The sequence below is a fragment of the Hamadaea sp. NPDC051192 genome (assembly GCF_040682475.1).
Taxonomy (GTDB): Bacteria; Actinomycetota; Actinomycetes; order Mycobacteriales; family Micromonosporaceae; genus Hamadaea; species Hamadaea flava.
On sequence record NZ_JBFBAZ010000001.1, the window covers coordinates 17,310 to 38,505 of the forward strand.

A 21,196-nucleotide genomic window follows, 5' to 3' on the forward strand; every position below is an offset into this window, starting at 1 on the left:
TTGATGACCGACGAGGTCTGGCGGGGAACGCTGAACCAGATCCTCTACCTGACCGACTACTACCGGGAGCTGTCCGACGAGGACGCGGCCGAGATGGCCGGGCGGATGATCGAGTACGACTTCTTCCGCAGCGGCCCGGCGGCCTATCGGGAGGCGATCGGGCACGCCCTGGGCGCATCCGTATTGCTGGGCGAGAACGCGATCGAGATTCGGCACGACGAGCCGCGGGTCAAGGAGTTCCTCGGCAAGGTCGCGACCGCGTTGGACGCCCGCCAGCCCTGGCCCGCCCCGCGCTACCGCGCGCTCGGCGTCCAGGAATGGCAGACGTTCGGGCACGCCAAGGCGATCGCCAAGGCCGACTGGTCGACCACCAGGATGGGCGACTATCTCCGGTCGCTCTTCGACACCGTGCCGGTGGGCGACGCCTCGCTGCCGGTGCTGGTCTTCCAGATCGGCAGCGGGCAGACGCTGGCCTTCCTCGGCTCGGCCGACCCGAAGGTTCACACCGTCACGCTGTACCAGCGCGACCCCGGTGATCCCGCGCGGACCATCGCGGACTTCTGCGAGCAGACCGGCTTCGATCCGGCCGAGCTCACTCCGCTCGCGGCGTGACCGGCACCTTCCGGGAAGGGCGTGCGCTCTTCCCGGAGGGTGGAACCGACTGGTGATCCGAGCGTTGAGCAGGCAGGCTAGCCTGTGACTCTGTGTGAGGAGACCAGCATGTGGCGTGGATTGATCGATCGCTATCGGGACCGGCTGCCTGTCTCGGCGGCCACGCCCGTGATCACTCTGCATGAGGGGAACACGCCGCTGGTCCCCGCGCCGGTGTTGTCCGGCCGCACCGGATGCGACGTCTACCTCAAGGTCGAGGGCGCGAACCCGACCGGTTCGTTCAAGGACCGCGGCATGACCGTCGCCGTCTCCAAGGCCGTCGAGCAGGGCGCGAAGGCCATCATCTGCGCCTCCACCGGCAACACCAGCGCCAGCGCGGCGGCGTACGCGGCTCGGGCGGGCATCACGTGTGCCGTCCTGGTGCCGCAGGGCAAGATCGCCCTGGGCAAGCTCGCCCAGGCGCTCGTGCACGGCGCCAAGCTGCTGCAGGTGACCGGAAACTTCGACGACTGCCTGGCACTGGCCAGCAAGCTCGCCGTCGACTACCCGGTCGCGCTGGTGAACTCGGTGAACATCGACCGCCTGCACGGCCAGAAGACGGCCGCCTTCGAGATCGTGGAGGCGCTCGGCGACGCCCCCGACATCCACTGCCTGCCGGTCGGCAACGCCGGCAACATCAGCGCGTACTGGATGGGGTATTCGGAGGACCTCGCGGCCGGCAACACGACCCGCCAGCCGAAGATGTTCGGCTTCCAGGCCGCCGGCGCGGCTCCGCTCGTCACCGGCAACGTGGTCGAGCACCCGTCGACGATCGCGACGGCGATCCGGATCGGCAATCCCGCCTCATGGACCAAGGCCGTCGAGGCGCGAGACGCGTCCGGTGGACTGATCTCGAGCGTCACCGACCGGGAGATCCTTTCGGCGTACCGCCTGCTGGCGCGTGAGGTGGGCGTGTTCGTGGAGCTGGGCAGCGCCGCGAGCGTCGCGGGTCTGATGCAGTCGGCGGACAAGGGGCTGCTGCCCGCGGGCTCGACCATCGTGTGCACCGTGACCGGCCACGGTCTGAAGGATCCGGAGTGGGCGATCTCCACCGCGCCCGCGCCGACCACGATCGCGCTGGACGGGCTCACGGCGGCCAAGGCCCTGGATCTTGCCTGAGGCACCTGTCCTTGTAAGGTGCTGGAGTGCGTGCGCTCCTAACGCAAAACCGTGACTTCCGCCGGCTTTTCCTCGCTCAGCTGATCACCAACGGCGCCGACTGGTTCCTCATGGTCCCGGTCCTGGTGCTGCTCACCGACCTCACCGGCGGCGGCTTCTGGGGCGGGGTGGTGCTCGCCGTGGACACCGGCGTCGTCGCGTTGCTGCTGCCGTACGCGGGGACCGTGGCGGACCGGGTGGACCGTAAGCGCATGATGATCGTCGCCAACCTCGCGGCCTGTGTCGCCGTGTGCGGCATGTTCTTCGTTCGAGGGCACTGGGCGGGGCCGCTCGCGGCGGTGGCTATCGCCGTGCTCGCGAGCGCGAAGGCGTTCTTCGGCCCGGCCGCGAACTCGGCGCTGCCCAATCTGGTCCAGCCGAACGAGCTGTCCGCCGCCATGGCCGTCGCCGGGTCGACCTGGGGCACGATGACGGTCGTCGGGTCCTCGCTGGGCGGTGTGCTGGCGAGCCTCGTCTCGCCGTACGTGTGTTTCGGGGCGGTCGCGATCCTGCTGGCGATCTCGGCCGCACTGAGCTGGGGGATCCACCAGCCGACCCAGGTCGCCGTGGCGACCGCCGACCGGTCCGACGCCTGGCCGGCGATCCGGGAGGCGATGGGCTACCTGCGCCGCCGTCCGCGCCTCGTCTCGCTCGTGACCGTGAAGGCGGCGGTCGGCGTCGGCAACGGCCTCCTGGTGGCCTTCCCGCTGCTCGCCCTGCACTACGGCGTCGGGGCGATGGGCGTCGGCCTGATGTACGCCGTCCGCGGCCTCGGCTCGCTCCTCGGCCCGTTCGTCCTGCGGCGGGTGCTGAACCGGACCGAGTGGCTCCTACCAGGACTGTCCATCTCGATGGCCTGCTACGGGGTGGCGTACCTGGGGGTGGCGGCGGTCGACTGGTTCCCGCTCGCGCTGCTCGGCATCTTCGTGGCGCACGCCGCCGGTGGGGGCAACTGGGTCATGAGCGCGTACGCGATCCAGCGGTCGGTGCCGGACGAGCTGCGCGGCCGGATCGGCGCGACCGACACGATGATCGCCATGATCGCGGTGACGGCGTCGCAGTTCGTCGCCGGGCTGCTCGTCGACTCCGTGGACACCAGGATGCTCGTCGCCGGATGCGCGCTCACGACTCTCGCGTACGCCGCCGGCTGGCGGTTCGCCACTCGACGGATCGCCCGCGGCGACCTCGCCACCGCCTAGCTCATTCGCACCCGCTGGCGTGGTCTCTTCGCGCTGGATCAGGGTTCCCGGTCGAATCTTGGGCCAAGATTCGACCTAGAGCCCTGATCCAGCGGACAAGCGAGAGCCCTGGGTTGGGTCAGCCTTGGATCGGCGAGCCGGGAGCGGCGGGCGGGGCGTACTGGCTGAAGGGCGCGCCCGGAGCGATGGGCCCGCCCGGAGCGATGGGCGGAGTCCCGGCCGGAGTCGCCGGAGCCGCGGCGCGCCCCGCGAACACCGAGACGAGCAGGAGGATGAAGCCCAGCAGGTGCACCGCGCCGAGGCAGAGGCCGGCGATGCTGTACCAGACGCTGATCGTGCTGTAGGAGACCTCGAAGTCGCGCATGATCACGGGCATGTTGTACGTGACGATGTACCAGCCGACGTTGAGCAGCGCGCCGAACGTCAACACGCCGGTGCCCGCCGCGGCCAGGCCGGTCGCCTTGCCCAGCTTCCGCCGATTGGCCATCACCGCTATGAACCCGGCGAGAAAAGTGACGAGCGTCAGCAGGACCGGAATCATCGAGATCAGGAACGAGGCGTTCAGCGGAAAGTAATCCGACACGTTTCCTCCCGAGGGGTGGGTTCGCGAGGATCGTACCGGCGTTCCGCACCTACGATGACCGCTGTGTCGATCTCCCCGCAGCCCGGCCCGGTCACCGTCCGGGTCCCCGCCACGAGCGCCAACCTCGGCCCCGGCTTCGACGCCCTAGGCGTCGCCCTGACCCTCTACGACGAGGTCACGGCGACCGTCGTGGACGGGCCGACCCGGGTCGAGATCACCGGCGAGGGCGCGGGGGAGTTGCCCGCCGACGAGTCGCATCTGGTCGTGCGCTCGATGCGTACGGCGTTCGAGGCGCTCGGGGCGACCGCGCCGGAGGTCGAGCTGCGCTGCGTGAACCGGATTCCGCAGGCTCGGGGGCTCGGATCGTCCAGTGCGGCCATTGTGGCTGGAGTGACGCTTGCGCAGGCGCTCGTCGGGAAGACCGACCGGGAACTGGCGTTGGAGATCGCGGGAGCCATCGAGGGACACCCCGACAACGTCGCGCCGTGCGTACTGGGTGGGTTCACGATCGCCTGGCTCGACGACGAGCACCGCGCCCGGGCCGCGACGATGACGCCCGTCCAGAGTGTCCAGCCGGTCGCCTTCGTGCCGGACGTCCAGGGCCTGACGGCGGTCGCCCGAGCGGCGCTGCCCGCCACCGTGCCGCACGCCGACGCCGCCTTCAACGCGGGGCGCTCCGCCCTTCTCGTGCACGCGCTGACCGCCGATCCGGCCCTGCTGTACGCGGCCACCGAGGACCGGCTGCACCAGGCGTACCGGGCGGGTGGGATGCCCGGGACCGCGGACGTGGTCCGGCGGCTTCGTGAGGCTGGAGTGGCGGCTGTGGTCTCCGGCGCGGGACCCACCGTCCTGGCGCTCTCCGGGGTACCGTCCGGTTTCGACCTGGGAATCGGTTGGATCCGCCACAACCTGGGGTTCGATTCGCGGGGAGCCCATCTCATGAGCTAAGCTGGACACGCCGAGCGGGACCCTATTGCCGCAGGTCTCACGAGTTAGCTAGGCTTTGACCTAGCACAGCCGCGAGACAGCGTTCTTCGGCGGTTCGGCTTTCCCCAACGGTTAATGGCGGGTCTCCGCCCACCCCCGTCCGCAAGCCGCGCTGCGCAAAGATTTGCTCGGTTGCGCGACAAACCCCTGCCTCAGGTTCTGATGGGGCGGGTGTATCGCCAGGCCGCCCGGCCACTCTTCGCGCCGAGCGCTGAAGCCTTCAGCGCCAGACGCAACCCGGGCAGCTCGGCCCATCGAGGGAAGGAATCCATTGAGCGACACTACCGACACCACGTCGGATGTCTCCACCGTCGCTGACGACGCCTCCGCCGGCACCGCCCGGCGCCGCCGGTCGGGCAGCGGCCTGACAGCGATGCTGCTCCCGGAACTGCAGAGCATGGCCGCCTCGCTGGGCATCTCGGGCACTGCCCGGATGCGCAAGGGCGAACTCATCTCCGCGATTCAGGAGCGTCAAGCCGGGACGCCCCGGCCCCGCGCCGAGGTGGCCGCCACCGCCGGCAACACCCGCGATGAGGTGCGAGCTGAGGTACGCGACGCGGCCGCCGCGCCGAGCACCGAAGCGCCTGCGGAGCGTCCGGCCGAGCGGGAGCGTTCCCGCCGGGCCAGCCGTCCCGCCGGCCCGCCGGCTGAGCGGTCGCGGGAGACCGCGCAGCCGACCGAGTCCGCTGTCGCCCCGGCCTCCCAGGAGGAGAGCCGGCCCGAGGGCACCGAGCGTCCCCAGCGTGAACGCCGGGAGCGCCGCGAGCGCAACAGCGACCGGGGCGGGAACGAGCGTGCCGAGCGCGGCGAGCGGAGCAACCGCAACCAGCCCTCCGACGAGGGCGACAGCGGGGACGACAAGCCGCGCGGCGACCGTGGCAACGACCGCGACCGCAACTACGACGACGACGAGGACGGTGGCCGTCGCGGACGGCGTAGCCGCTTCCGCGACCGCCGTCGGGGCCGCAACGAGCGTGACGGGGAGTCCTCCCCCGCTCGGGAGCCGCAGGTCGCCGAGGACGACGTCCTCATCCCGGTGGCCGGCATCGTCGACGTGCTCGAGAACTACGCATTCGTCCGCACCAGCGGATACCTGTCCGGCCCGAACGACGTCTACGTCGCGATGTCGCAGGTCAAGAAGTACGGCCTGCGCCGCGGTGACGCGATCACCGGAGCGGTGCGCTCCGCCCGTGAGGGCGAAGGCCGCCGGGACAAGTACAACCCGCTGGTCCGGCTCGACACGATCAACGGCATGGAGGCCGAGGAGGCCAAGCGCCGCCCCGAGTTCTACAAGCTGACCCCGCTCTACCCGCAGGACCGCCTGCGGCTGGAGACGGAGCCGAACGTGCTCACCACCCGGGTCATCGACCTGGTGATGCCGATCGGCAAGGGCCAGCGTGCGCTGATCGTGTCCCCGCCGAAGGCGGGCAAGACCATGGTGCTGCAGGCGATCGCCAACGCGATCACCCACAACAACCCGGAGACCCACCTGATGGTCGTGCTCGTGGACGAGCGGCCGGAAGAGGTCACCGACATGCAGCGCTCGGTCAAGGGTGAGGTCATCGCCTCCACCTTCGACCGTCCGCCGACGGACCACACCACCGTCGCCGAGCTGGCCATCGAGCGCGCCAAGCGCCTGGTGGAACTCGGTCACGACGTGGTCGTCCTGCTGGACTCGATCACCCGCCTCGGCCGGGCGTACAACCTGGCCGCGCCGGCGTCGGGCCGCATCCTGTCCGGCGGTATCGACTCGACCGCGCTCTACCCGCCCAAGCGCTTCCTCGGCGCCGCCCGCAACATCGAGAACGGCGGCTCGCTCACCATCATCGCCACGGCGCTGGTGGAGACGGGCTCCATGATGGACACGGTCATCTTCGAGGAGTTCAAGGGCACCGGCAACGCGGAGCTGAAGCTCGACCGGAAGATCGCCGACAAGCGCATCTTCCCGGCGATCGACATCGACCCGTCCGGTACGCGGAAGGAAGAGATCCTTCTGGCGCCGGAGGAGCTGGCGATCGTCCACAAGCTCCGCAAGGTTCTGCACTCGCTGGACTCGCAGGCCGCGCTGGATCTGCTGCTCGACAAGCTCAAGCAGACGCGGACGAACATCGAGTTCCTCATGCAGATCGCCAAGACGACTCCTGGCGAGTAAGCACGACATAGAAGAAGGGGGCTGGGTGCGAACCCAGCCCCCTTCTTCGTGCGTACGGGCGTCCGTCGGGCGGGGCGGTCAGAAGTTGCCTTCGGCGACCTGGAAGACGGTCAGGCCCACCTCTCGCCACATGCGGACGACCTGGTTGCGGTCGTCGAAGACGGCGATGACCCGGAACTCCGCGCGGATGTGCCGCTCGAACAGTTCCCGCTTCACCACCGAGTCCTTACGGGCGTCGCCGAAGGCGCGCATGTAGAGACCCGCGTGCGGTACGCCGACGTGCTCGGCCAGCCAGGTCTCGGTCAGCGCCCGCCCGTCGTCGGTGCGGCCGGAGCAGTAGACGATGGTGTGCCCGGCGGCGTGCATCGCGCGTACCGCCGCGATGACGGGCTCGTTGGGCCGGTCCAGGTGGACCCGGGTGACGTCGTAGGGCGACCGGTCGCCCATGAGGGCCACCGTGCCGTCCAGGTCGACCAGGATCGCGCTCGGCCGGTCCGCGGGCGGCTCGTAGACCGCCGCGGGCGGGGCGACCGGCAGGTCCAGCGGCGCGCGCTTGCCCGCCAGGTAGCGGGCGTGCATCGAGCGGATGACCTCCTCACCCACCGGGTCCGGTCGCAGGGCGTCCCGTTCGATGCAGACCTCCAGCGGTACGCCGGTGAAGTCCTCGATGACGACGGCGGCTCCGCAGGCCATCCCGAGTTCGGCGAGATCCCGGACGTATCGCGCGCGCAGGTTGGTGTTGTCGCTGATCACGTCGACGCCGGCGCGCAGCAGAGCTTCGATCGAGGACCGGTGGGCGATCGACACCTGGTTCTCCGCCCACGACTCGCCGAGCCGGCCGCCGTGCAGCATCAGGCGCAGATCGTCGCGATTGACCCGGACCGCCTTCGGCTGCTGAGTCTTGGCCCAGGTGGTCTTGCCCGAGCCGGGCAGGCCACGGGTGATGGTCAGGGTGGGGGTACGCATCAGTCTCCGTTCAGGTGGTGCGCGCGTACGCGCAGCAGCCAGTGTTCGACCGCGGCCTCGTCCGGCTGCTCCGGCAGGACGGTACGCGCGGCGGCGAACCGCTCCCGGGCGTCTTCGAGCACCGGCCCGGCGAGGCCGGGGTCGGCGTCCACATGGGTGCCGAAGTCGAGGTACCGCTCGGGGTCGGCGAGCCGGATCGGCAGCACCCCGGTCTCGTAGAGGGCCAGCCCCTGGTCGATCAGGCGCAGCATGTGCCGGGCGTGCTTGGCGGCCCGCCGGTCGATCCAGTTCCCGCTGCGGCGTTTGCTGCCGAGCCGGGACAGCTGCTGGGCGGCGTACCCCAGGAAGGCGTCGCGCACGCGGGGCGCCGAGAGGAACGCCGACCGGAGGCCGATCAGTTCGTCGCCCAGCGGCGTACGCACCTCGTAGAGCTCATCGGGCAGCCACAGCAGCTCGATGGCGGTGGGATTGCCGGACAGCGCGAGGCGGCAGTACTTCCCGGCCTCGTGCAGCGTCCGGTCCGGCTCGTTTTCCACGATGGACTCGCGGGGCGGGCGCAGTCCGTGGAAGGACTCGGTCGGGGCGGCGAAGACACCTAGCCGGTCCACATCAGAGTGCGGACCGGCCAGGCCGTACGCCGTCGACCCGACGATGCCCTCCAGCAGGACGGTGCTGCCGGCCGGAAGCGGCCCGGTGCCGCCCGCCGGCTCGGTCGGAGAGGTCGGAGAGGTCGGAGAGATCGAAGCAGGGTCACTCGTCATCGAAGGTCCGTCCATGGGGCGTCTCGCCGGCCTCGGGCTTGGCCGCCTGCCAGAGCGCGGGGCGAAGATCCCGCTCGTCGAGCCGGGCGAACAGCAGACCGCGCAGCTCGTGCCGGCTTGCGACGAGCGCGAAGTCCTTGCGGCTGTAGCCGTCGGGCAGGCCGGCCACGATCTCCTGGAAGACCCGCTCGGCCTCCTCGACCCCGGCGTCGACCTCGGTACGCAGCCGGTCGGCCACCTCCCGGGCCCAGACGTGGAACTCGTCGGGCAGCGGCTCGCAGATCTCGGCCACGGTCGACCCGGCCACCAGCGCCTCCCAGATCGTCCGGGAGGTGAGCCCGGTCACGATCCGGTGCAGCCGCAGGTAGTCCTCGTACTTGATCTTCACGCGCTCACCGGTGGCGAAGGCGTGGACGACCAGGCCCTCCCGGTTCGCCCGGGCCGGGGCGGCCAGCGCGGCGCCGAAGGTGGCGTACTCGAACGTCTCGACGCGCGGGCCGGGCCAGGCGACCTGCGCCGGACCGAGCGACCGGCCGGAGATCGTGTCGACCGCGCCGAGCAGGACGAGATCCTCCATGCCCCCATAGTCGACCACGATCCGGTTCTCCGGGTAGATGATCTCGAAGAGAACCGTCTGGCCGGCCGGCGGCGACCAGTCCGGGTACCGCTTACGCAGCAGCGCGGTCGCCCGGACCGCCTGGTCGGAGGCGAACGAGCCGCGCGTCGCGACGGCGTGGCCGCCCGAGACGGGGTAGACGATCCCCAGCGAGCCGTCGGCCTTGTCGGTCACCTCCACCGCCTCGTCCAGCGCGAACGTGGGCGCGCCGGCCTGGCCGTGGTTGAAGAACTTCCGGTAGGGCCGCGCGAGGATCTCGCCGGTTTGGGCGTGCGCGATCAACCCTCGGCAGATAAGCGTGGTTTCGCTCCAAGCGCCGTCGTATGCGCATTTCTCGGTGTAGTTGTAGATCACCAAGGGCAGCTCCGGATGAGTCTGCGTACGCAGATGACCGGCGTCGAGCGCAGCCTGGAGCGCGCCCGCCGGGAAGAGGTCGGTGAGCGTGACCACAATCGGTCCCTTTCGAGGGGTGGCGGAATAGCTAAGGGGGGTGTCACGTTACGGATCTCGTCACCTGCTGCGCACCCTAATTGGGACGCGTGGCAAGATGGACAATCGGCCCGGCAACCGCCGGGGCGCTGGTTCACGCCCGAGCCGGCCGCTGAAGGCAGTGGTCAGTGTTGACGGCGACCCAGCGCACAGCCATGAGAGGACCTGAGGCGACATGAAGTCTGGTATCCACCCGGAGTACAACGTGACCACCGTCACGTGCTCCTGCGGCAACTCCTTCACGACCCGCAGCACCGCGAAGAACGGTCAGATCCACGCGGAGTCGTGCAACGAGTGCCACCCGTTCTACACCGGCAAGCAGCGTGTCCTGGACACCGCCGGCCGCGTGGCCAAGTTCCAGGCGAAGTACGCCAAGGTCGGCAAGGCCGCCAAGTAGCTGCCGCGGAGGGCGGCGCGCCGCGTTCATGAAGGACGCGGCGCGCCGCCCTCTTCGTGTGTACACCGGGGTTTCGACAGGAGGGGACGGCGCGGATGAGCACCGATCGGCTGACCGAACTGCTGGCCGAGTACGACCAGCTGGAGAAGACGCTCGCGGACCCGGCCATCCACGCCGACCAGGCCGCCGCCCGCAAGGTCGGCCGCCGGTTCGCCGAACTCACCCCGATCCACAAGACCGCGGGTGAGCTGGCACAGGCTCGCGCCGACCTCGCCGCGGCCAGGGAACTGGCCGCGCTCGACGCCGACTTCGCCGCGGAGGCGGAGGCGCTCGAGGCCCGGCTGCCCGAGCTGGAGGAACGCCTCGCGGAACTGCTCATGCCCCGCGACCCCAACGACGCCAAGGACGTGATCCTGGAGATCAAGGCGGGCGAAGGCGGCGAGGAATCCGCGCTTTTCGCGGGGGACCTGCTCCGGATGTTCCTGCGATACGCCGAAAGGCGCGGTTGGGTGACGGAAGTCCTCGACGCGCAGGACTCCGACCTCGGCGGATACAAGGACGTGGCGGTCGCGATCAAGACCAAGGGCGTACCGGACGGCGGTCACGGCGTGTGGTCGCGGCTGAAGTGGGAAGGCGGCGTACACCGGGTCCAGCGGGTGCCGGTGACCGAGTCGCAGGGCCGCATCCACACCTCGGCGGCGGGCGTACTGGTGACGCCGGAGGCCGAGGAGACCGAGGTCGTCATCGATCCCAGCGACCTGCGGATCGACGTCTACCGGTCGCAGGGCGCGGGCGGGCAGTCGGTCAACACCACCGACTCCGCCGTACGCATCACGCACCTGCCCACCGGGATCGTGGTGACCTGCCAGAACGAGCGGTCGCAGCTGCAGAACAAGGACCGGGCGATGCGCATGCTGCGGGCCAAGCTCGCGCAGGCCGCTGAGGAGGAGGCGGCCGCCGCCGCGTCCGACGCCCGCAAGGCGCAGGTGCGGACGGTCGACCGGTCGGAGCGCATCCGGACCTACAACTTCCCCCAGAACCGGATCACCGACCATCGGATCGGCTATACGGCGTACAACCTCGATCTGGCCCTGGCCGGAGACCTGGACGGCGTGCTCGACGCGCTGACCGCCGCCGACCGGGCCGCCCGCCTCGCGGGTGAGACCGAGCTGTCCCGGCAGTAAACTGACAGACGTGCAGGCCGGTGAATCTGCGCAGGTCAGGTCGCTTCTTCGGGAGGCGGCCAGCCGGTTGGGCGCAGCCGGGGTGGGCAGCCCGCGAACCGACTCGGAGCTGCTGCTGGCCCATGTCCTGGAGTGCGAGCGCGGCCGGCTCTACCTGCTCGACGTGATCGACACCGTCCAGGCCGAGCGCTATCGGGCCGTCGTCGAGCGCCGGGCGGCCCGGGAGCCGCTCCAGCACATCACGGGCAATGCCTGGTTCCTCGACCTCGATCTTCAGGTGGGGCCCGGCGTCTTCGTCCCCCGGCCGGAGACGGAGACGCTCGCCCAGTGGGGGATCGACCACATCGCCGGCCTGGAACGGCCGACCGTCGTCGACCTGTGCAGCGGCAGCGGCGCCCTGGCGCTGGCGGTGGCCCGAGCGCGCCCGGACGCCGAGGCGTACGCCGTCGAGGTGTCGCCGGAGGCGCTGGAATGGCTGGGCCGCAACGCTTTCGGCACGCGGGTGCGAGTGGTGCCGGGTGACGTCCGGGATCCCGACCTCCTCGCCGAGGTACGCGGCCAAGCCGATCTGGTCCTCTGCAACCCGCCCTATGTGCCCGCTGCTCAACGCGTACCCGTGGAAGTGCGCGCGGATCCGCCGCTGGCCGTGTTCGCCGGGGTCGACGGCCTGGATCTGATCCCGGCGGTGGCCGAGCTGGCCGCGGACCTGCTCCGCGACGGCGGCCGGGCGGGAATCGAGCACGACGAGTCGCACCCGGAGGAGGTCGCGCGGATCCTCGGGCGGCACTTCCGCGACGTACGCGGCCTGCCCGACCTGGCGGGCCGACCACGCTTCACGACCGGCGTGAAATGACCCGCGCGTTCCGGGGGGCGGGAGGGTGCGGCGGACCGCCGGGCCGAAGTGGCAGGATTGCACCTCGTGAGGCTCTATGACTGCCGTAACGTCGCCGAGCGCGACCTGGGGATCGAGGCCGCCGTCTCGGCCGTGAAGAGCGGCGACCTCGTCGTCCTGCCCACCGACACGGTCTACGGCGTCGGCGCGGACGCGTTCAAGTCGTGGTCGGTGACGGCGCTGCTGAACGCCAAGGGGCGCGGCCGGCACATGCCGCCGCCGGTCCTCGTCGGCTCCCGTAACACCCTGGACGGGCTGGTCGCCCGGATGCCGTCCCGGGCCCGCGACCTGGTCGAGGCCTTCTGGCCCGGCGCGCTGACGATCGTCGTCGAGCAGGCGGCCAGCCTGCAATGGGATCTCGGCGAGACCAACGGGACGGTGGCGGTCCGGATGCCGCTGCACCCGGTGGCGCTGGAGATCCTGCGGGAGACCGGGCCGATGGCGGTGTCCTCGGCCAACCTGACCGGCGAGCCGACCGCGAACACCGCCGACGAGGCGCGTGAGCAGCTCGGCTACAAGGTGAGCGTCTACCTGGAGGCCGGGCCTTGCCCGGCTCCGGTGCCGTCGACGATCGTCGACCTCACCCAAGAGCGCCCGGTCGTGCTGCGCCAGGGCGCGATCGAGTTCGACCAGCTGCGGTCGGTCGTGCCCGACATCCAGCCGGCGGCGGCGTGATGGCCACCCATCACCTGCCCCCGTTCGTCGTGCTGCACGTCTGCATGGGCAACATCTGCCGGTCGCCGATGGCGGAACGGCTGCTCGCCCACGAGGTACGCGAGGCGGGCGGCTCGGACGACGTCGTGCACTCGCACAGCGCGGGCACCGGCGGTTGGCACGAGGGCGAGGAGATGAACCCGCCCGCGGCCCGCCAGGTGAAGGCGCGCGGGGCGGACCCGGCCGACTTCGCGGCCCGGAAACTGCGGGCGGACCACATCGACGCGGCGGATCTCATCCTGACCGCGACGGCCGACCAGGCGGAGTACGTGACCGCGCTGCGGCCGGACGCGGAGAGCCGCACCTTCGTGCTGGGCGAGTTCGGCCGGCTGATCGGGCGCGTGGATCTCGGCGAGCTGCCGCCGGTCGGCGAGACTCCTGAGGACATCCAGGTACGCGGCGAGGCGCTCGTCGCGGCGGTCAACCGCGTACGCGGGACGGCGGCGCCGCTGCACGACGACGATCTCGACGACCCCTGGGGCCGGGGCGACCAGACGTTCTCCCGGGTCGCCGACGAGATCGAAGCCACCGTACGCCCGCTCGCAGCCGCCCTGCTCAACCGGTAGCCTTCTCCCGTGACCAGCTCTGCGACGGGATACCTGCGCCCGGCCCTCCTCGTGACCGGGGCGGCCGGAGTCCTCGGCGCCGTCGTGGGGCTGGTGGTGCACGGGGGGTCCGGCCTGCTGGGCTTCCTGGCGGGAACGGCGCTGGTCGTGCTCAGCTACCTGATCTCCACCGGCGTCGTCGCGTGGGTCGACAAGGTCAAGCGCAGCATGTTGCTGGTCGCGGCGCTGGGCACCTATGCGATCAAGTTCACAGTGCTCTTCGCGTTCGTCGGCTGGGTCGCCTCGCGCGACTGGTCCGGAACCCTGTGGCTGGCCGCGGGGGTGCTGGTCGCCGTGCTCGCGTGGACCGGCACCCAGATCTGGTGGACCTCGCGGGCCAAGTTCACCCTCGAGGTCTGACCGTCTTCAGCCGGCTCGTCAGCGGTCGCCGAACAGCGACTTGCACGGGTTCGACATCGAGCCGCTGATCAGGTTGTCGCTCTCGGTGTTCCCGCGCGACGTCCGGCTCCAGTCGACGACGGTACGGAATGTGCCGTCTTTGCAGCCGATGCTGACCGTGCGGTTCTGGTACTTCAGCTCGGCCGCGATCGTCTGCTTCCCCTTCACGGTGAAGGATTTGCTGGTCACGACCTTCCACTTGCTACCGGACTTCTGCTCCATCCGGATCTTCACCGTGAGCTTCTCGGCACCCGGCTTGCCGCACCGGAAGCGTACGCGTCCTTCGATGCGCTGGGTGGTGTCGGCCTTCTCCGGACCGTCCACGACGACGGTGCAGTCCACCGGCTTCGGTCCCTCGCCGGCATGGGTGGGCTCGCACCCCGTGAGCAGCGCGGCAAGCACCAGCAAGACAACAGGTACAGTGGTCCTCGGCATCTCGGGGCACCAACCTTGGGAGGGGTAGGGGTTGCTGTCTATGAGACAGCGTCCGAGGGTTGCCGCGCAACGATGAATCTGACAGAACGTGCCGCCCCGCTCACACTGCGAACCGTGCGCAGGGGGGTCGCTCCGACACACCGCCGTAACGACTGATAAGGTTCGCGCGTCATGGCCGGTGACCAGTCCCCTCAGAAGCGCCCCACTCCTCAAGCGGGTGCTAATGCAGGCTGGACTGCCGTCGGTTACCTGATCGCCGGGATCGGCGTTTGGGGCGGCATCGGGTGGCTTGTCGACAAATGGCTGGACGTGCCCATGCACTTCGGCACCCTGATCGGCATGTTGGTCGGCATGGCCGGGGCGGTCTACCTGATCGTCAAGAACATGGGCACGTGATCGAAAGGATGGACGGGTGAGCCTTCAGCTTGCGCCACTGGCAGACAGCAGCGTGCCGTGGCCTCCGAGCGTCGAAGAATTCTTCCCGCCGGGACTGGTCGGAAACTGGGTCACCAAGTTCTCGATCATGGTCTGGATCGCAGTCGCGATCATCATCGTCTTCTTCCTGGTCACGCAGCGGAACCCGAAGATCGTTCCGACCAAGGCGCAGTGGCTCGGCGAGTCGATCTACAGCTTTGTGCGTAACGGGATCAGCAAAGAGGTCATCGGGCACGAAGGGCCGCGTTTCGCGCCGTACCTGACGACCCTCTTCGTCTTCATCTGCTTCATCAACATCTTCGCCGTCATCCCCGGCTTCCAGATTTCGCCGAGCTCGCACATCGCCTTCCCGGCGGTGCTCGCGCTGATCAGCTTCGGCCTCTACTGGTACCAGGGCATCAAGAAGCACGGCTTCGGGCACTACGTCAAGACCAGCATCCTGCTTCCGGCGCCGTGGTGGGTGCAGCCGATCCTGCTGCCGATCGAACTCGCGCAGATCCTGCTCATCCGCCCGGTCACGCTGGCCGTCCGGCTCTTCGCCAACCTCTTCGCCGGCCACCTGATCCTGCTGGTCTTCACGCTCGGCGGGTTCGTGCTGATGGGCACCGGCAACATCGGTCTGGCCGCCGTAGGCGTGATCTCGTGGGGCATGTCGATCGTCATGACGCTCTTCGAGGCGGGTGTGGCGCTGCTGCAGGCGTACGTCTTCGTCCTGCTGACCGCCAGCTACGTGCAGACCTCGCTCGCGGACGAGCACTGATCTTCTAGATCCACCTAAGTTCGCACCACAAGCGCCGCGTGAGAGTCACGCGCATATCAGGAGGAAAGAACAATGGCTCTTGCCGAGATCACCGGCGACATCAGCTCGATCGGCTACGGCCTCGCCGCGATCGGCCCCGGCATCGGTGTGGGTATCGTCTTCGCCGCCTACATCCAGGCGACGGCGCGCCAGCCTGAGTCGGCCGGTCTGACCCGTCCGTACCTCTTCATGGGCTTCGCGCTCTCCGAGGCGCTGGCGCTGTTCGGCCTGGTCCTCGCCTTCGTCTTCTCCAACCCGGCCTGACGCCGGACCCGGCCTGAGACCGGAGGTACATCATGTTTCTTGCTGAGGGTGACCACACGCCGAGCCCCGTTCTGCCGATCTGGCAGGAACTGGTCGTCGGCACCATCGCCTTCGGCGTGCTCTGCTTCGTGCTGATGAAGTACGTCTTCCCGCAGATGGAGAAGACCTTCAAGGCACGAGTCGACGCGATCGAGGGCGGCATCGAGCGGGCCGAGCGGGCCCAGGCCGAGGCCAACGCGCTGCTGGAGCAGTACAAGACCCAGCTCGCCGAGGCGCGGACCGAGGCTGCTCGCATCCGTGACGAGGCACGCGCGGACGCCGAGGGCATCCGTGCCGACATCCAGGCGCAGGCCCAGCAGGAGCGCGATCGGATCATCGCGACCGGCCGGGAAGCCCTGGCCGCGGAGCGGCAGTCCATCATCAACGAGCTGCGGGGCGAGATCGGCACCCTGGCGGTCGACCTGGCCGGCAAGATCGTCGGTGAGTCGCTGGAGGACGAGGCCCGCCGTAAGGGCACCGTCGACCGGTTCCTCTCGGATCTGGCGGGGGCGCGCTGATGCAGGGAGCCAGCCGGGAGTCCTACGCGGCCACCCGGGCCGAGCTGGAGCAGCTGACCGACGCGGCGGCGTTGGCTACGGCGGCGGAGGAGATCCTCGCCGTGGCCGGGCTGCTGCGGGCCGAGCCGCGGTTGCGGCGGGCGCTCTCCGACCCGGCGCGTACGGGTGAGGAGCGGTCGCAGCTGCTCGTCGGGCTGGTCGGCGGGCAGATCGGGGCGACCGCGCAGAACCTGCTCGGTTCGCTGGTGGCGGGCCGTTGGTCCAGCCCGGTCGACCTGCTCGACGGGGCCGAGCGACTGGGCGTCGAGGCGCTCGTCGTCGGCGCCGACCGGGCCGGAGAGCTCGCCGAGGTCGAGGACGAACTGTTCCGGTTCGGCCAGATCACCGGCGGCGACTCCGCGCTGGCGGCTGCGATCGGTGACTCGACCGCTTCGGTGCAGCGCCGGTTCGAGCTGGTCGACCAGTTGCTGACCGGCAAGGCCAAGCCGGCGACCGTGCTGCTGGCGAAGGAGGCGGTCAAGGGCTTCGGTGGACGGTCGTTCGCCGGTGCGCTGACCCGTCTCGTCGAGCTGGCGGCGGAGCAGCGGGACCGGAGCGTCGCGTACGTCACCGTCGCCCAGCCGATGAGCGACGCCGACGAGGCGAAACTCGGCGAGGCGCTGGCCCGGCGGTACGGTCGGGAGGTGGCCCTCAAGGTCACCGTCGACCCGAAGGTCCTGGGCGGGGCGCGCGTCCTGGTCGGTTCCGACCTCTACGACGGCACCGTGTCGCGTCGGCTGAGTGACGTGCGCAACGCGCTGGCGGCCAAGTAGCGCCGGACCAGGCACGCTGGAGGCGCGAGCCCGAGCTGCTGCGATCGGCACAGACACACAGACGGATTTTTCGAGCACCATGACACCGATAGGAAGCTGAGGATGGCCGAGCTGACCATCTCGTCCGAGGAGATCCGGGGAGCGCTGGAGCGCTTCGTCTCCTCGTACACACCGGAGATCTCCCGTGAGGAGGTCGGTATCGTCACCGAGGCCGGTGACGGTATCGCCAAGGTGGAGGGCCTGCCCTCGACCATGGCCAACGAGCTGCTGGAGTTCGCCGACGGCACCCTGGGTGTCGCGCAGAACCTCGACGTCCGGGAGATCGGTGTCGTCGTCCTCGGCCCGTTCGAGGGCATCGAGGAAGGCCAGACCGTCAAGCGGACCGGCCGGGTGCTCTCCGTCCCGGTCGGCGACAAGTTCCTCGGCCGGGTCGTCAACCCGCTGGGCGAGCCGATCGACGGCCTCGGCGAGATCGAGAACGAGGGCAGCCGCGAACTCGAGGTACAGGCCCCCAACGTCATGGTCCGCAAGAGCGTGCACGAGTCGCTCGCGACCGGCATCAAGGCCATCGACTCGATGACCCCCATCGGCCGTGGTCAGCGTCAGCTGATCATCGGTGACCGCAAGACCGGCAAGACCACCATCGCCCTGGACACGATCATCAACCAGCGGGCGAACTGGGAGTCGGGCGACCCGAAGAAGCAGGTTCGCTGCATCTACGTCGCGATCGGCCAGAAGGCCTCCACCATCGCGTCGGTCAAGGGCACGCTCGAGCAGCACGGCGCGATGGAGTACACCACCATCGTCGCGTCGCCCGCGTCCGACCCGGCCGGCTTCAAGTACCTGGCCCCCTACGCCGGTTCGGCCATCGGCCAGCACTGGATGTACGCCGGCAAGCACGTCCTGATCATCTTCGACGACCTGAGCAAGCAGGCCGAGGCGTACCGCGCCGTGTCGCTGCTGCTGCGTCGCCCGCCGGGCCGTGAGGCGTACCCGGGTGACGTCTTCTACCTGCACTCCCGGTTGCTGGAGCGCTGCGCGAAGCTGTCCGACGAGCTGGGCGGCGGCTCGATGACCGGTCTGCCGATCATCGAGACGAAGGCCGGTGACATCTCGGCGTTCATCCCGACCAACGTCATCTCCATCACCGACGGCCAGATCTTCCTCGAGGAAGGCCTGTTCAACTCGGGTGTCCGGCCGGCGATCAACGTCGGTACCTCGGTCTCCCGAGTCGGTGGCGCCGCGCAGGAGAAGCCGATGCGCAAGGTCGCCGGCCGCCTGCGGCTGGACCTGGCCCAGTTCCGTGAGCTGGAGGCGTTCGCCGCCTTCGCCTCCGACCTGGACAAGGCCTCCCGCGCGCAGCTGGACAAGGGTTCGCGACTGGTCGAGCTGCTCAAGCAGCCCGCCTTCTCGCCGTACCCGGCGGCCGAGCAGACCGTGTCGATCTGGACCGGCACCGAGGGCAAGATCGACGACGTCCCGGTCGGCGAGGTCCGCCGCTTCGAGTCCGAGTTCCTGCAGTACCTGCGGCACTCGCACGCCTCGACGCTGGACACCATCGCCGCCGGCACCTGGGACGACGACGTGGTCGCCGCCCTGGACGACGCGGTCGTCAAGTTCAAGGGCATGTTCCTCGCCACCGATGACAAGGTCGTGGTGCACGACGCCCCGGCCGAGGCTCTCGAGGGTGAGGGCGCGGAGACCGTGACGCGGGTCGTGCCCACCCCGAAGAAGAAGTAATCCCATGGCTGGACAGGTACGGACTCTTCGTCGGCGGATCCGCACGACCCGCTCGATGAAGAAGATCACCAAGGCGATGGAGCTGGTCGCGACCAGCCGCATCGCCAAGGCGCAGGAGCGGGTCGCCGCTTCGCTGCCGTACGCCCGGGCGATCACCCATGTCCTGACCGCGCTCGCGAGCAACGCCAACATCGATCACCCGCTGCTCACCCCGCGTCCGGTCGTGCGCCGGGCGGGGGTGCTGCTGGTGACCAGTGACCGGGGTCTGTGCGGCGGCTACAACGCCAACGCGATCAAGACCGCCGAGCAGCTCATCGCGAAGCTCAAGGAAGAGGGCAAGGAAGTCCTCCTCTACGTGGTGGGTCGCAAGGCGATCTCGTACTACCGGTTCCGGGGACGGGAGATCGAGGCGAGCTGGTCGGGCTTCTCCGAGCAGCCGCGCTTCGAGAACGCCCGGGAGGTCGGCGAGACGCTGATCAGGGCGTTCGTGGCGGGCGCGGACGACACCGACGACGACCACGGCGCCGACGGCGTACGCGGAGTCGACGAGTTGCACGTGGTCTACACGCAGTTCAAGTCGCTGATGTCGCAGACGCCGACCGCGACCGAGCTGGCTCCGATGCAGGTGGAGGAGCGCACCGCCGAAGAGGCGGGCGTGCTGCTGCCGGCGTACGAGTTCGAGCCGGACGCGGACGCGTTGCTCGACGCGCTGCTGCCGAAGTACATCAACACGCGGATCTACGCGGCGTTGCTGGACTCGGCGGCCAGTGAGTCGGCCTCGCGGCGGCGGGCGATGAAGAGTGCGACCGACAACGCGGAAGAAATGATCAAGGTGCTGACGCGCGAGATGAACTCGGCGCGGCAGGCCGCGATTACCCAGGAAATCAGTGAGATCGTCGGCGGCGCGAACGCGCTCGCGGCGGCGGGGAGTGAATGATGACTACTGACACCAAGACGGGCGTCGGTCGGGTCGTCCGGGTCATCGGCCCGGTCGTCGACGTAGAGTTCCCGCGCGACGCCATGCCGGAGATCTACAACGCGCTCAAGGTCGAGGTGACCTTGGCCGAGGGCGCCAAGACGCTGACGCTGGAGGTCGCGCAGCACCTCGGCGACAACGTCATCCGGGCCATCTCGATGCAGCCCACCGACGGCCTGATTCGCGGCCAGGAGGTCGCCGACACCGGTTCGGCCATCTCCGTTCCGGTCGGTGACATCACCAAGGGTCACGTCTACAACGTGATCGGTGATGTCCTGAACCTCAAGGACGGGGAGAAGTACGAGGTCGGCGAGCGGTGGGAGATCCACCGCAAGCCCCCGGCCTTCGCCGACCTGGAGCCGAAGACGGAGATGCTGGAGACCGGCATCAAGGTCATCGACCTGCTCGCTCCGTACGTCAAGGGCGGCAAGATCGGTCTGTTCGGCGGTGCCGGCGTCGGCAAGACGGTGCTCATCCAGGAGATGATCATCCGAGTCGCGCGTAACTTCGGTGGCACCTCGGTCTTCGCGGGTGTCGGTGAGCGTACGCGTGAGGGCAACGACCTCATCCACGAGATGACCGACGCGGGCGTGCTCAAGGACACCGCGCTGGTCTACGGCCAGATGGACGAGCCCCCGGGTACGCGTCTGCGGGTGGCCCTCTCGGCGCTGACCATGGCGGAGTACTTCCGTGACGTCGCGAACCAGGAGGTGCTGCTCTTCATCGACAACATCTTCCGGTTCACCCAGGCCGGTTCGGAGGTGTCCACCCTGCTGGGCCGGATGCCGAGCGCCGTGGGTTACCAGCCCAACCTGGCCGACGAGATGGGTGAGCTGCAGGAGCGGATCACCTCGGTCCGGGGTCGCGCGATCACCTCGCTGCAGGCGATCTACGTCCCCGCCGACGACTACACCGACCCGGCCCCGGCGACCACGTTCGCGCACCTCGACGCCACGACCAACCTCGAGCGGAAGGTGTCCGACAAGGGCATCTACCCCGCCGTGGACCCGCTGGCCTCGTCGTCGCGAATCCTGGCCCCGGAGTACGTCGGCGCCGAGCACTACGCGGTCGCCTCCGAGGTGAAGCGGATCCTGCAGAAGTACAACGACCTGCAGGACATCATCGCCATCCTCGGTATGGACGAGCTCTCCGAAGAGGACAAGGTCACGGTCGGCCGCGCGCGGCGGATCGAGCGGTTCCTCTCGCAGAACACCCACGCGGCCAAGCAGTTCACCGGTGTGGACGGCTCGGACGTGCCGGTCAAGGAGACCGTCGAGGCGTTCAAGAAGATCGCTCAGGGCGACTACGACCACGTCCCGGAGCAGGCCTTCTTCATGTGCGGTGGCCTCGACGACCTCGAGCGCAACTACCGCGAGCTCACGAAGTAGTTCTTCAGGGCGCGGGCGACGGTGACGTCGCCCGCGC

The 21,196-nt window shown here is 69.4% G+C and carries 24 protein-coding genes; 19 read left to right on the plus strand and 5 right to left on the minus strand.

The genetic code is table 11. The features are described from left to right. The first annotated feature begins 3 nt into the window (after positions 1-3). The 3 genes from AB0M47_RS00095 (at position 4) to AB0M47_RS00105 (ending at position 3,008) form a co-directional block, all read left to right on the plus strand. On the plus strand, positions 4-612 hold the full coding sequence (locus AB0M47_RS00095) for a hypothetical protein (RefSeq protein ID WP_363405834.1): 609 nt from the start codon (positions 4-6) through the stop codon (positions 610-612). 108 nt (positions 613-720) lie between these two features. After that, positions 721-1,770, plus strand: a complete 1,050-nt coding sequence (gene thrC, locus AB0M47_RS00100) for a threonine synthase (RefSeq protein ID WP_363405837.1) — start codon at positions 721-723, stop codon at positions 1,768-1,770. 26 nt (positions 1,771-1,796) lie between these two features. Then, positions 1,797-3,008, plus strand: a complete 1,212-nt coding sequence (locus tag AB0M47_RS00105; protein WP_363405840.1) for an MFS transporter — start codon at positions 1,797-1,799, stop codon at positions 3,006-3,008. A 118-nt stretch (positions 3,009-3,126) separates the two neighbouring features. On the opposite strand, the gene AB0M47_RS00110 is transcribed toward AB0M47_RS00105, so the two are convergent. Next, on the minus strand, positions 3,127-3,591 hold the full coding sequence (locus AB0M47_RS00110; RefSeq protein WP_363405843.1) for a hypothetical protein: 465 nt from the start codon (positions 3,589-3,591) through the stop codon (positions 3,127-3,129). Between the two features lie 63 nt (positions 3,592-3,654). Between AB0M47_RS00110 and thrB the strand changes: the two genes are divergently transcribed. Continuing rightward, positions 3,655-4,539: a homoserine kinase gene (gene thrB, locus AB0M47_RS00115; RefSeq protein ID WP_363405846.1), complete on the plus strand. Its 885-nt coding sequence runs from the start codon at positions 3,655-3,657 to the stop codon at positions 4,537-4,539. 310 nt (positions 4,540-4,849) lie between these two features. Then, entirely contained in the window at positions 4,850-6,730 is a 1,881-nt protein-coding gene (gene rho / locus AB0M47_RS00120) for a transcription termination factor Rho (protein WP_363405849.1), read from the plus strand. 78 nt (positions 6,731-6,808) lie between these two features. On the opposite strand, the gene AB0M47_RS00125 is transcribed toward rho, so the two are convergent. From AB0M47_RS00125 to AB0M47_RS00135, 3 genes are read right to left on the minus strand one after another with little or no spacing between them, the layout of a single operon-like run. Continuing rightward, entirely contained in the window at positions 6,809-7,696 is an 888-nt protein-coding gene (locus AB0M47_RS00125) for an AAA family ATPase (protein WP_363405852.1), read from the minus strand. Then, a complete protein-coding gene (locus AB0M47_RS00130; RefSeq protein ID WP_363405855.1) occupies positions 7,696-8,457 on the minus strand; it encodes a nucleotidyltransferase domain-containing protein in 762 nt (253 codons plus the stop codon). Before AB0M47_RS00130 ends, AB0M47_RS00125 begins: the two co-directional genes overlap by 1 nt. Then, a complete protein-coding gene (locus AB0M47_RS00135) occupies positions 8,447-9,523 on the minus strand; it encodes an RNA ligase (RefSeq protein ID WP_363405857.1) in 1,077 nt (358 codons plus the stop codon). Before AB0M47_RS00135 ends, AB0M47_RS00130 begins: the two co-directional genes overlap by 11 nt. A gap of 214 nt (positions 9,524-9,737) precedes the next feature. Here AB0M47_RS00135 and rpmE point away from each other — a divergent pair, with 214 nt between their 5' ends. The 6 genes from rpmE to AB0M47_RS00165 all read left to right on the plus strand — a co-directional run bounded on the left by rpmE (position 9,738) and on the right by AB0M47_RS00165 (position 13,714). Next, on the plus strand, positions 9,738-9,959 hold the full coding sequence (gene rpmE, locus AB0M47_RS00140; protein WP_253757413.1) for a 50S ribosomal protein L31: 222 nt from the start codon (positions 9,738-9,740) through the stop codon (positions 9,957-9,959). 95 nt (positions 9,960-10,054) lie between these two features. Further along, a complete protein-coding gene (prfA, locus tag AB0M47_RS00145; RefSeq protein WP_253757411.1) occupies positions 10,055-11,143 on the plus strand; it encodes a peptide chain release factor 1 in 1,089 nt (362 codons plus the stop codon). Positions 11,144-11,153: 10 nt separating this feature from the next. Next, the gene (prmC, locus tag AB0M47_RS00150) at positions 11,154-11,996 is read left to right on the plus strand and encodes a peptide chain release factor N(5)-glutamine methyltransferase (protein ID WP_363405862.1); all 843 of its coding nucleotides are present in this window, start codon (positions 11,154-11,156) and stop codon (positions 11,994-11,996) included. 57 nt (positions 11,997-12,053) lie between these two features. Next, entirely contained in the window at positions 12,054-12,710 is a 657-nt protein-coding gene (locus AB0M47_RS00155; RefSeq protein ID WP_253757407.1) for an L-threonylcarbamoyladenylate synthase, read from the plus strand. Positions 12,711-12,724: 14 nt separating this feature from the next. Continuing rightward, complete coding sequence (locus tag AB0M47_RS00160; RefSeq protein ID WP_253763675.1) at positions 12,725-13,315, plus strand: phosphotyrosine protein phosphatase; 591 nt, start codon at positions 12,725-12,727, stop codon at positions 13,313-13,315. A 9-nt stretch (positions 13,316-13,324) separates the two neighbouring features. After that, positions 13,325-13,714, plus strand: coding sequence for a hypothetical protein (locus AB0M47_RS00165; RefSeq protein ID WP_253757405.1), 390 nt, complete (start codon positions 13,325-13,327; stop codon positions 13,712-13,714). 18 nt (positions 13,715-13,732) lie between these two features. On the opposite strand, the gene AB0M47_RS00170 is transcribed toward AB0M47_RS00165, so the two are convergent. Beyond that, positions 13,733-14,161: a hypothetical protein gene (locus AB0M47_RS00170; protein WP_363405866.1), complete on the minus strand. Its 429-nt coding sequence runs from the start codon at positions 14,159-14,161 to the stop codon at positions 13,733-13,735. A 198-nt stretch (positions 14,162-14,359) separates the two neighbouring features. Here AB0M47_RS00170 and AB0M47_RS00175 point away from each other — a divergent pair, with 198 nt between their 5' ends. The 8 genes from AB0M47_RS00175 (at position 14,360) to atpD (ending at position 21,159) form a co-directional block, all read left to right on the plus strand. After that, positions 14,360-14,584, plus strand: a complete 225-nt coding sequence (locus tag AB0M47_RS00175) for an AtpZ/AtpI family protein (RefSeq protein ID WP_253757401.1) — start codon at positions 14,360-14,362, stop codon at positions 14,582-14,584. Between the two features lie 16 nt (positions 14,585-14,600). Continuing rightward, a complete protein-coding gene (atpB, locus tag AB0M47_RS00180) occupies positions 14,601-15,383 on the plus strand; it encodes a F0F1 ATP synthase subunit A (protein ID WP_253757399.1) in 783 nt (260 codons plus the stop codon). A gap of 72 nt (positions 15,384-15,455) precedes the next feature. Then, positions 15,456-15,686 (plus strand): ATP synthase F0 subunit C, encoded by a 231-nt coding sequence (atpE, locus tag AB0M47_RS00185; RefSeq protein WP_290868799.1) that lies wholly within the window; start codon positions 15,456-15,458, stop codon positions 15,684-15,686. A gap of 32 nt (positions 15,687-15,718) precedes the next feature. Beyond that, entirely contained in the window at positions 15,719-16,243 is a 525-nt protein-coding gene (locus AB0M47_RS00190) for a F0F1 ATP synthase subunit B (RefSeq protein WP_253757395.1), read from the plus strand. Further along, positions 16,243-17,055: a F0F1 ATP synthase subunit delta gene (locus AB0M47_RS00195; RefSeq protein ID WP_363405872.1), complete on the plus strand. Its 813-nt coding sequence runs from the start codon at positions 16,243-16,245 to the stop codon at positions 17,053-17,055. Before AB0M47_RS00190 ends, AB0M47_RS00195 begins: the two co-directional genes overlap by 1 nt. A gap of 102 nt (positions 17,056-17,157) precedes the next feature. Further along, the gene (atpA, locus tag AB0M47_RS00200) at positions 17,158-18,795 is read left to right on the plus strand and encodes a F0F1 ATP synthase subunit alpha (protein ID WP_253757391.1); all 1,638 of its coding nucleotides are present in this window, start codon (positions 17,158-17,160) and stop codon (positions 18,793-18,795) included. Positions 18,796-18,799: 4 nt separating this feature from the next. Beyond that, positions 18,800-19,732, plus strand: a complete 933-nt coding sequence (locus AB0M47_RS00205) for a F0F1 ATP synthase subunit gamma (protein ID WP_253757389.1) — start codon at positions 18,800-18,802, stop codon at positions 19,730-19,732. Continuing rightward, complete coding sequence (gene atpD, locus AB0M47_RS00210; RefSeq protein WP_363405877.1) at positions 19,732-21,159, plus strand: F0F1 ATP synthase subunit beta; 1,428 nt, start codon at positions 19,732-19,734, stop codon at positions 21,157-21,159. Before AB0M47_RS00205 ends, atpD begins: the two co-directional genes overlap by 1 nt. Positions 21,160-21,196 lie beyond the last annotated feature (37 nt).

Bases quoted from the DNA above. Each gene is read 5' to 3' on its own strand.
- AB0M47_RS00095 (WP_363405834.1), top strand. From the start codon at position 4: ATGACCGACGAGGTCTGGCGGGGAACGCTGAACCAGATCCTCTACCTG.
- thrC (WP_363405837.1), top strand. From the start codon at position 721: ATGTGGCGTGGATTGATCGATCGCTATCGGGACCGGCTGCCTGTCTCG.
- AB0M47_RS00125 (WP_363405852.1), bottom strand. From the start codon at position 7,696: ATGCGTACCCCCACCCTGACCATCACCCGTGGCCTGCCCGGCTCGGGC.
- AB0M47_RS00130 (WP_363405855.1), bottom strand. From the start codon at position 8,457: ATGACGAGTGACCCTGCTTCGATCTCTCCGACCTCTCCGACCTCTCCG.
- rpmE (WP_253757413.1), top strand. From the start codon at position 9,738: ATGAAGTCTGGTATCCACCCGGAGTACAACGTGACCACCGTCACGTGC.
- prfA (WP_253757411.1), top strand. From the start codon at position 10,055: ATGAGCACCGATCGGCTGACCGAACTGCTGGCCGAGTACGACCAGCTG.
- AB0M47_RS00175 (WP_253757401.1), top strand. From the start codon at position 14,360: ATGGCCGGTGACCAGTCCCCTCAGAAGCGCCCCACTCCTCAAGCGGGT.
- atpE (WP_290868799.1), top strand. From the start codon at position 15,456: ATGGCTCTTGCCGAGATCACCGGCGACATCAGCTCGATCGGCTACGGC.
- AB0M47_RS00190 (WP_253757395.1), top strand. From the start codon at position 15,719: ATGTTTCTTGCTGAGGGTGACCACACGCCGAGCCCCGTTCTGCCGATC.
- AB0M47_RS00195 (WP_363405872.1), top strand. From the start codon at position 16,243: ATGCAGGGAGCCAGCCGGGAGTCCTACGCGGCCACCCGGGCCGAGCTG.
- atpA (WP_253757391.1), top strand. From the start codon at position 17,158: ATGGCCGAGCTGACCATCTCGTCCGAGGAGATCCGGGGAGCGCTGGAG.
- AB0M47_RS00205 (WP_253757389.1), top strand. From the start codon at position 18,800: ATGGCTGGACAGGTACGGACTCTTCGTCGGCGGATCCGCACGACCCGC.
- atpD (WP_363405877.1), top strand. From the start codon at position 19,732: ATGACTACTGACACCAAGACGGGCGTCGGTCGGGTCGTCCGGGTCATC.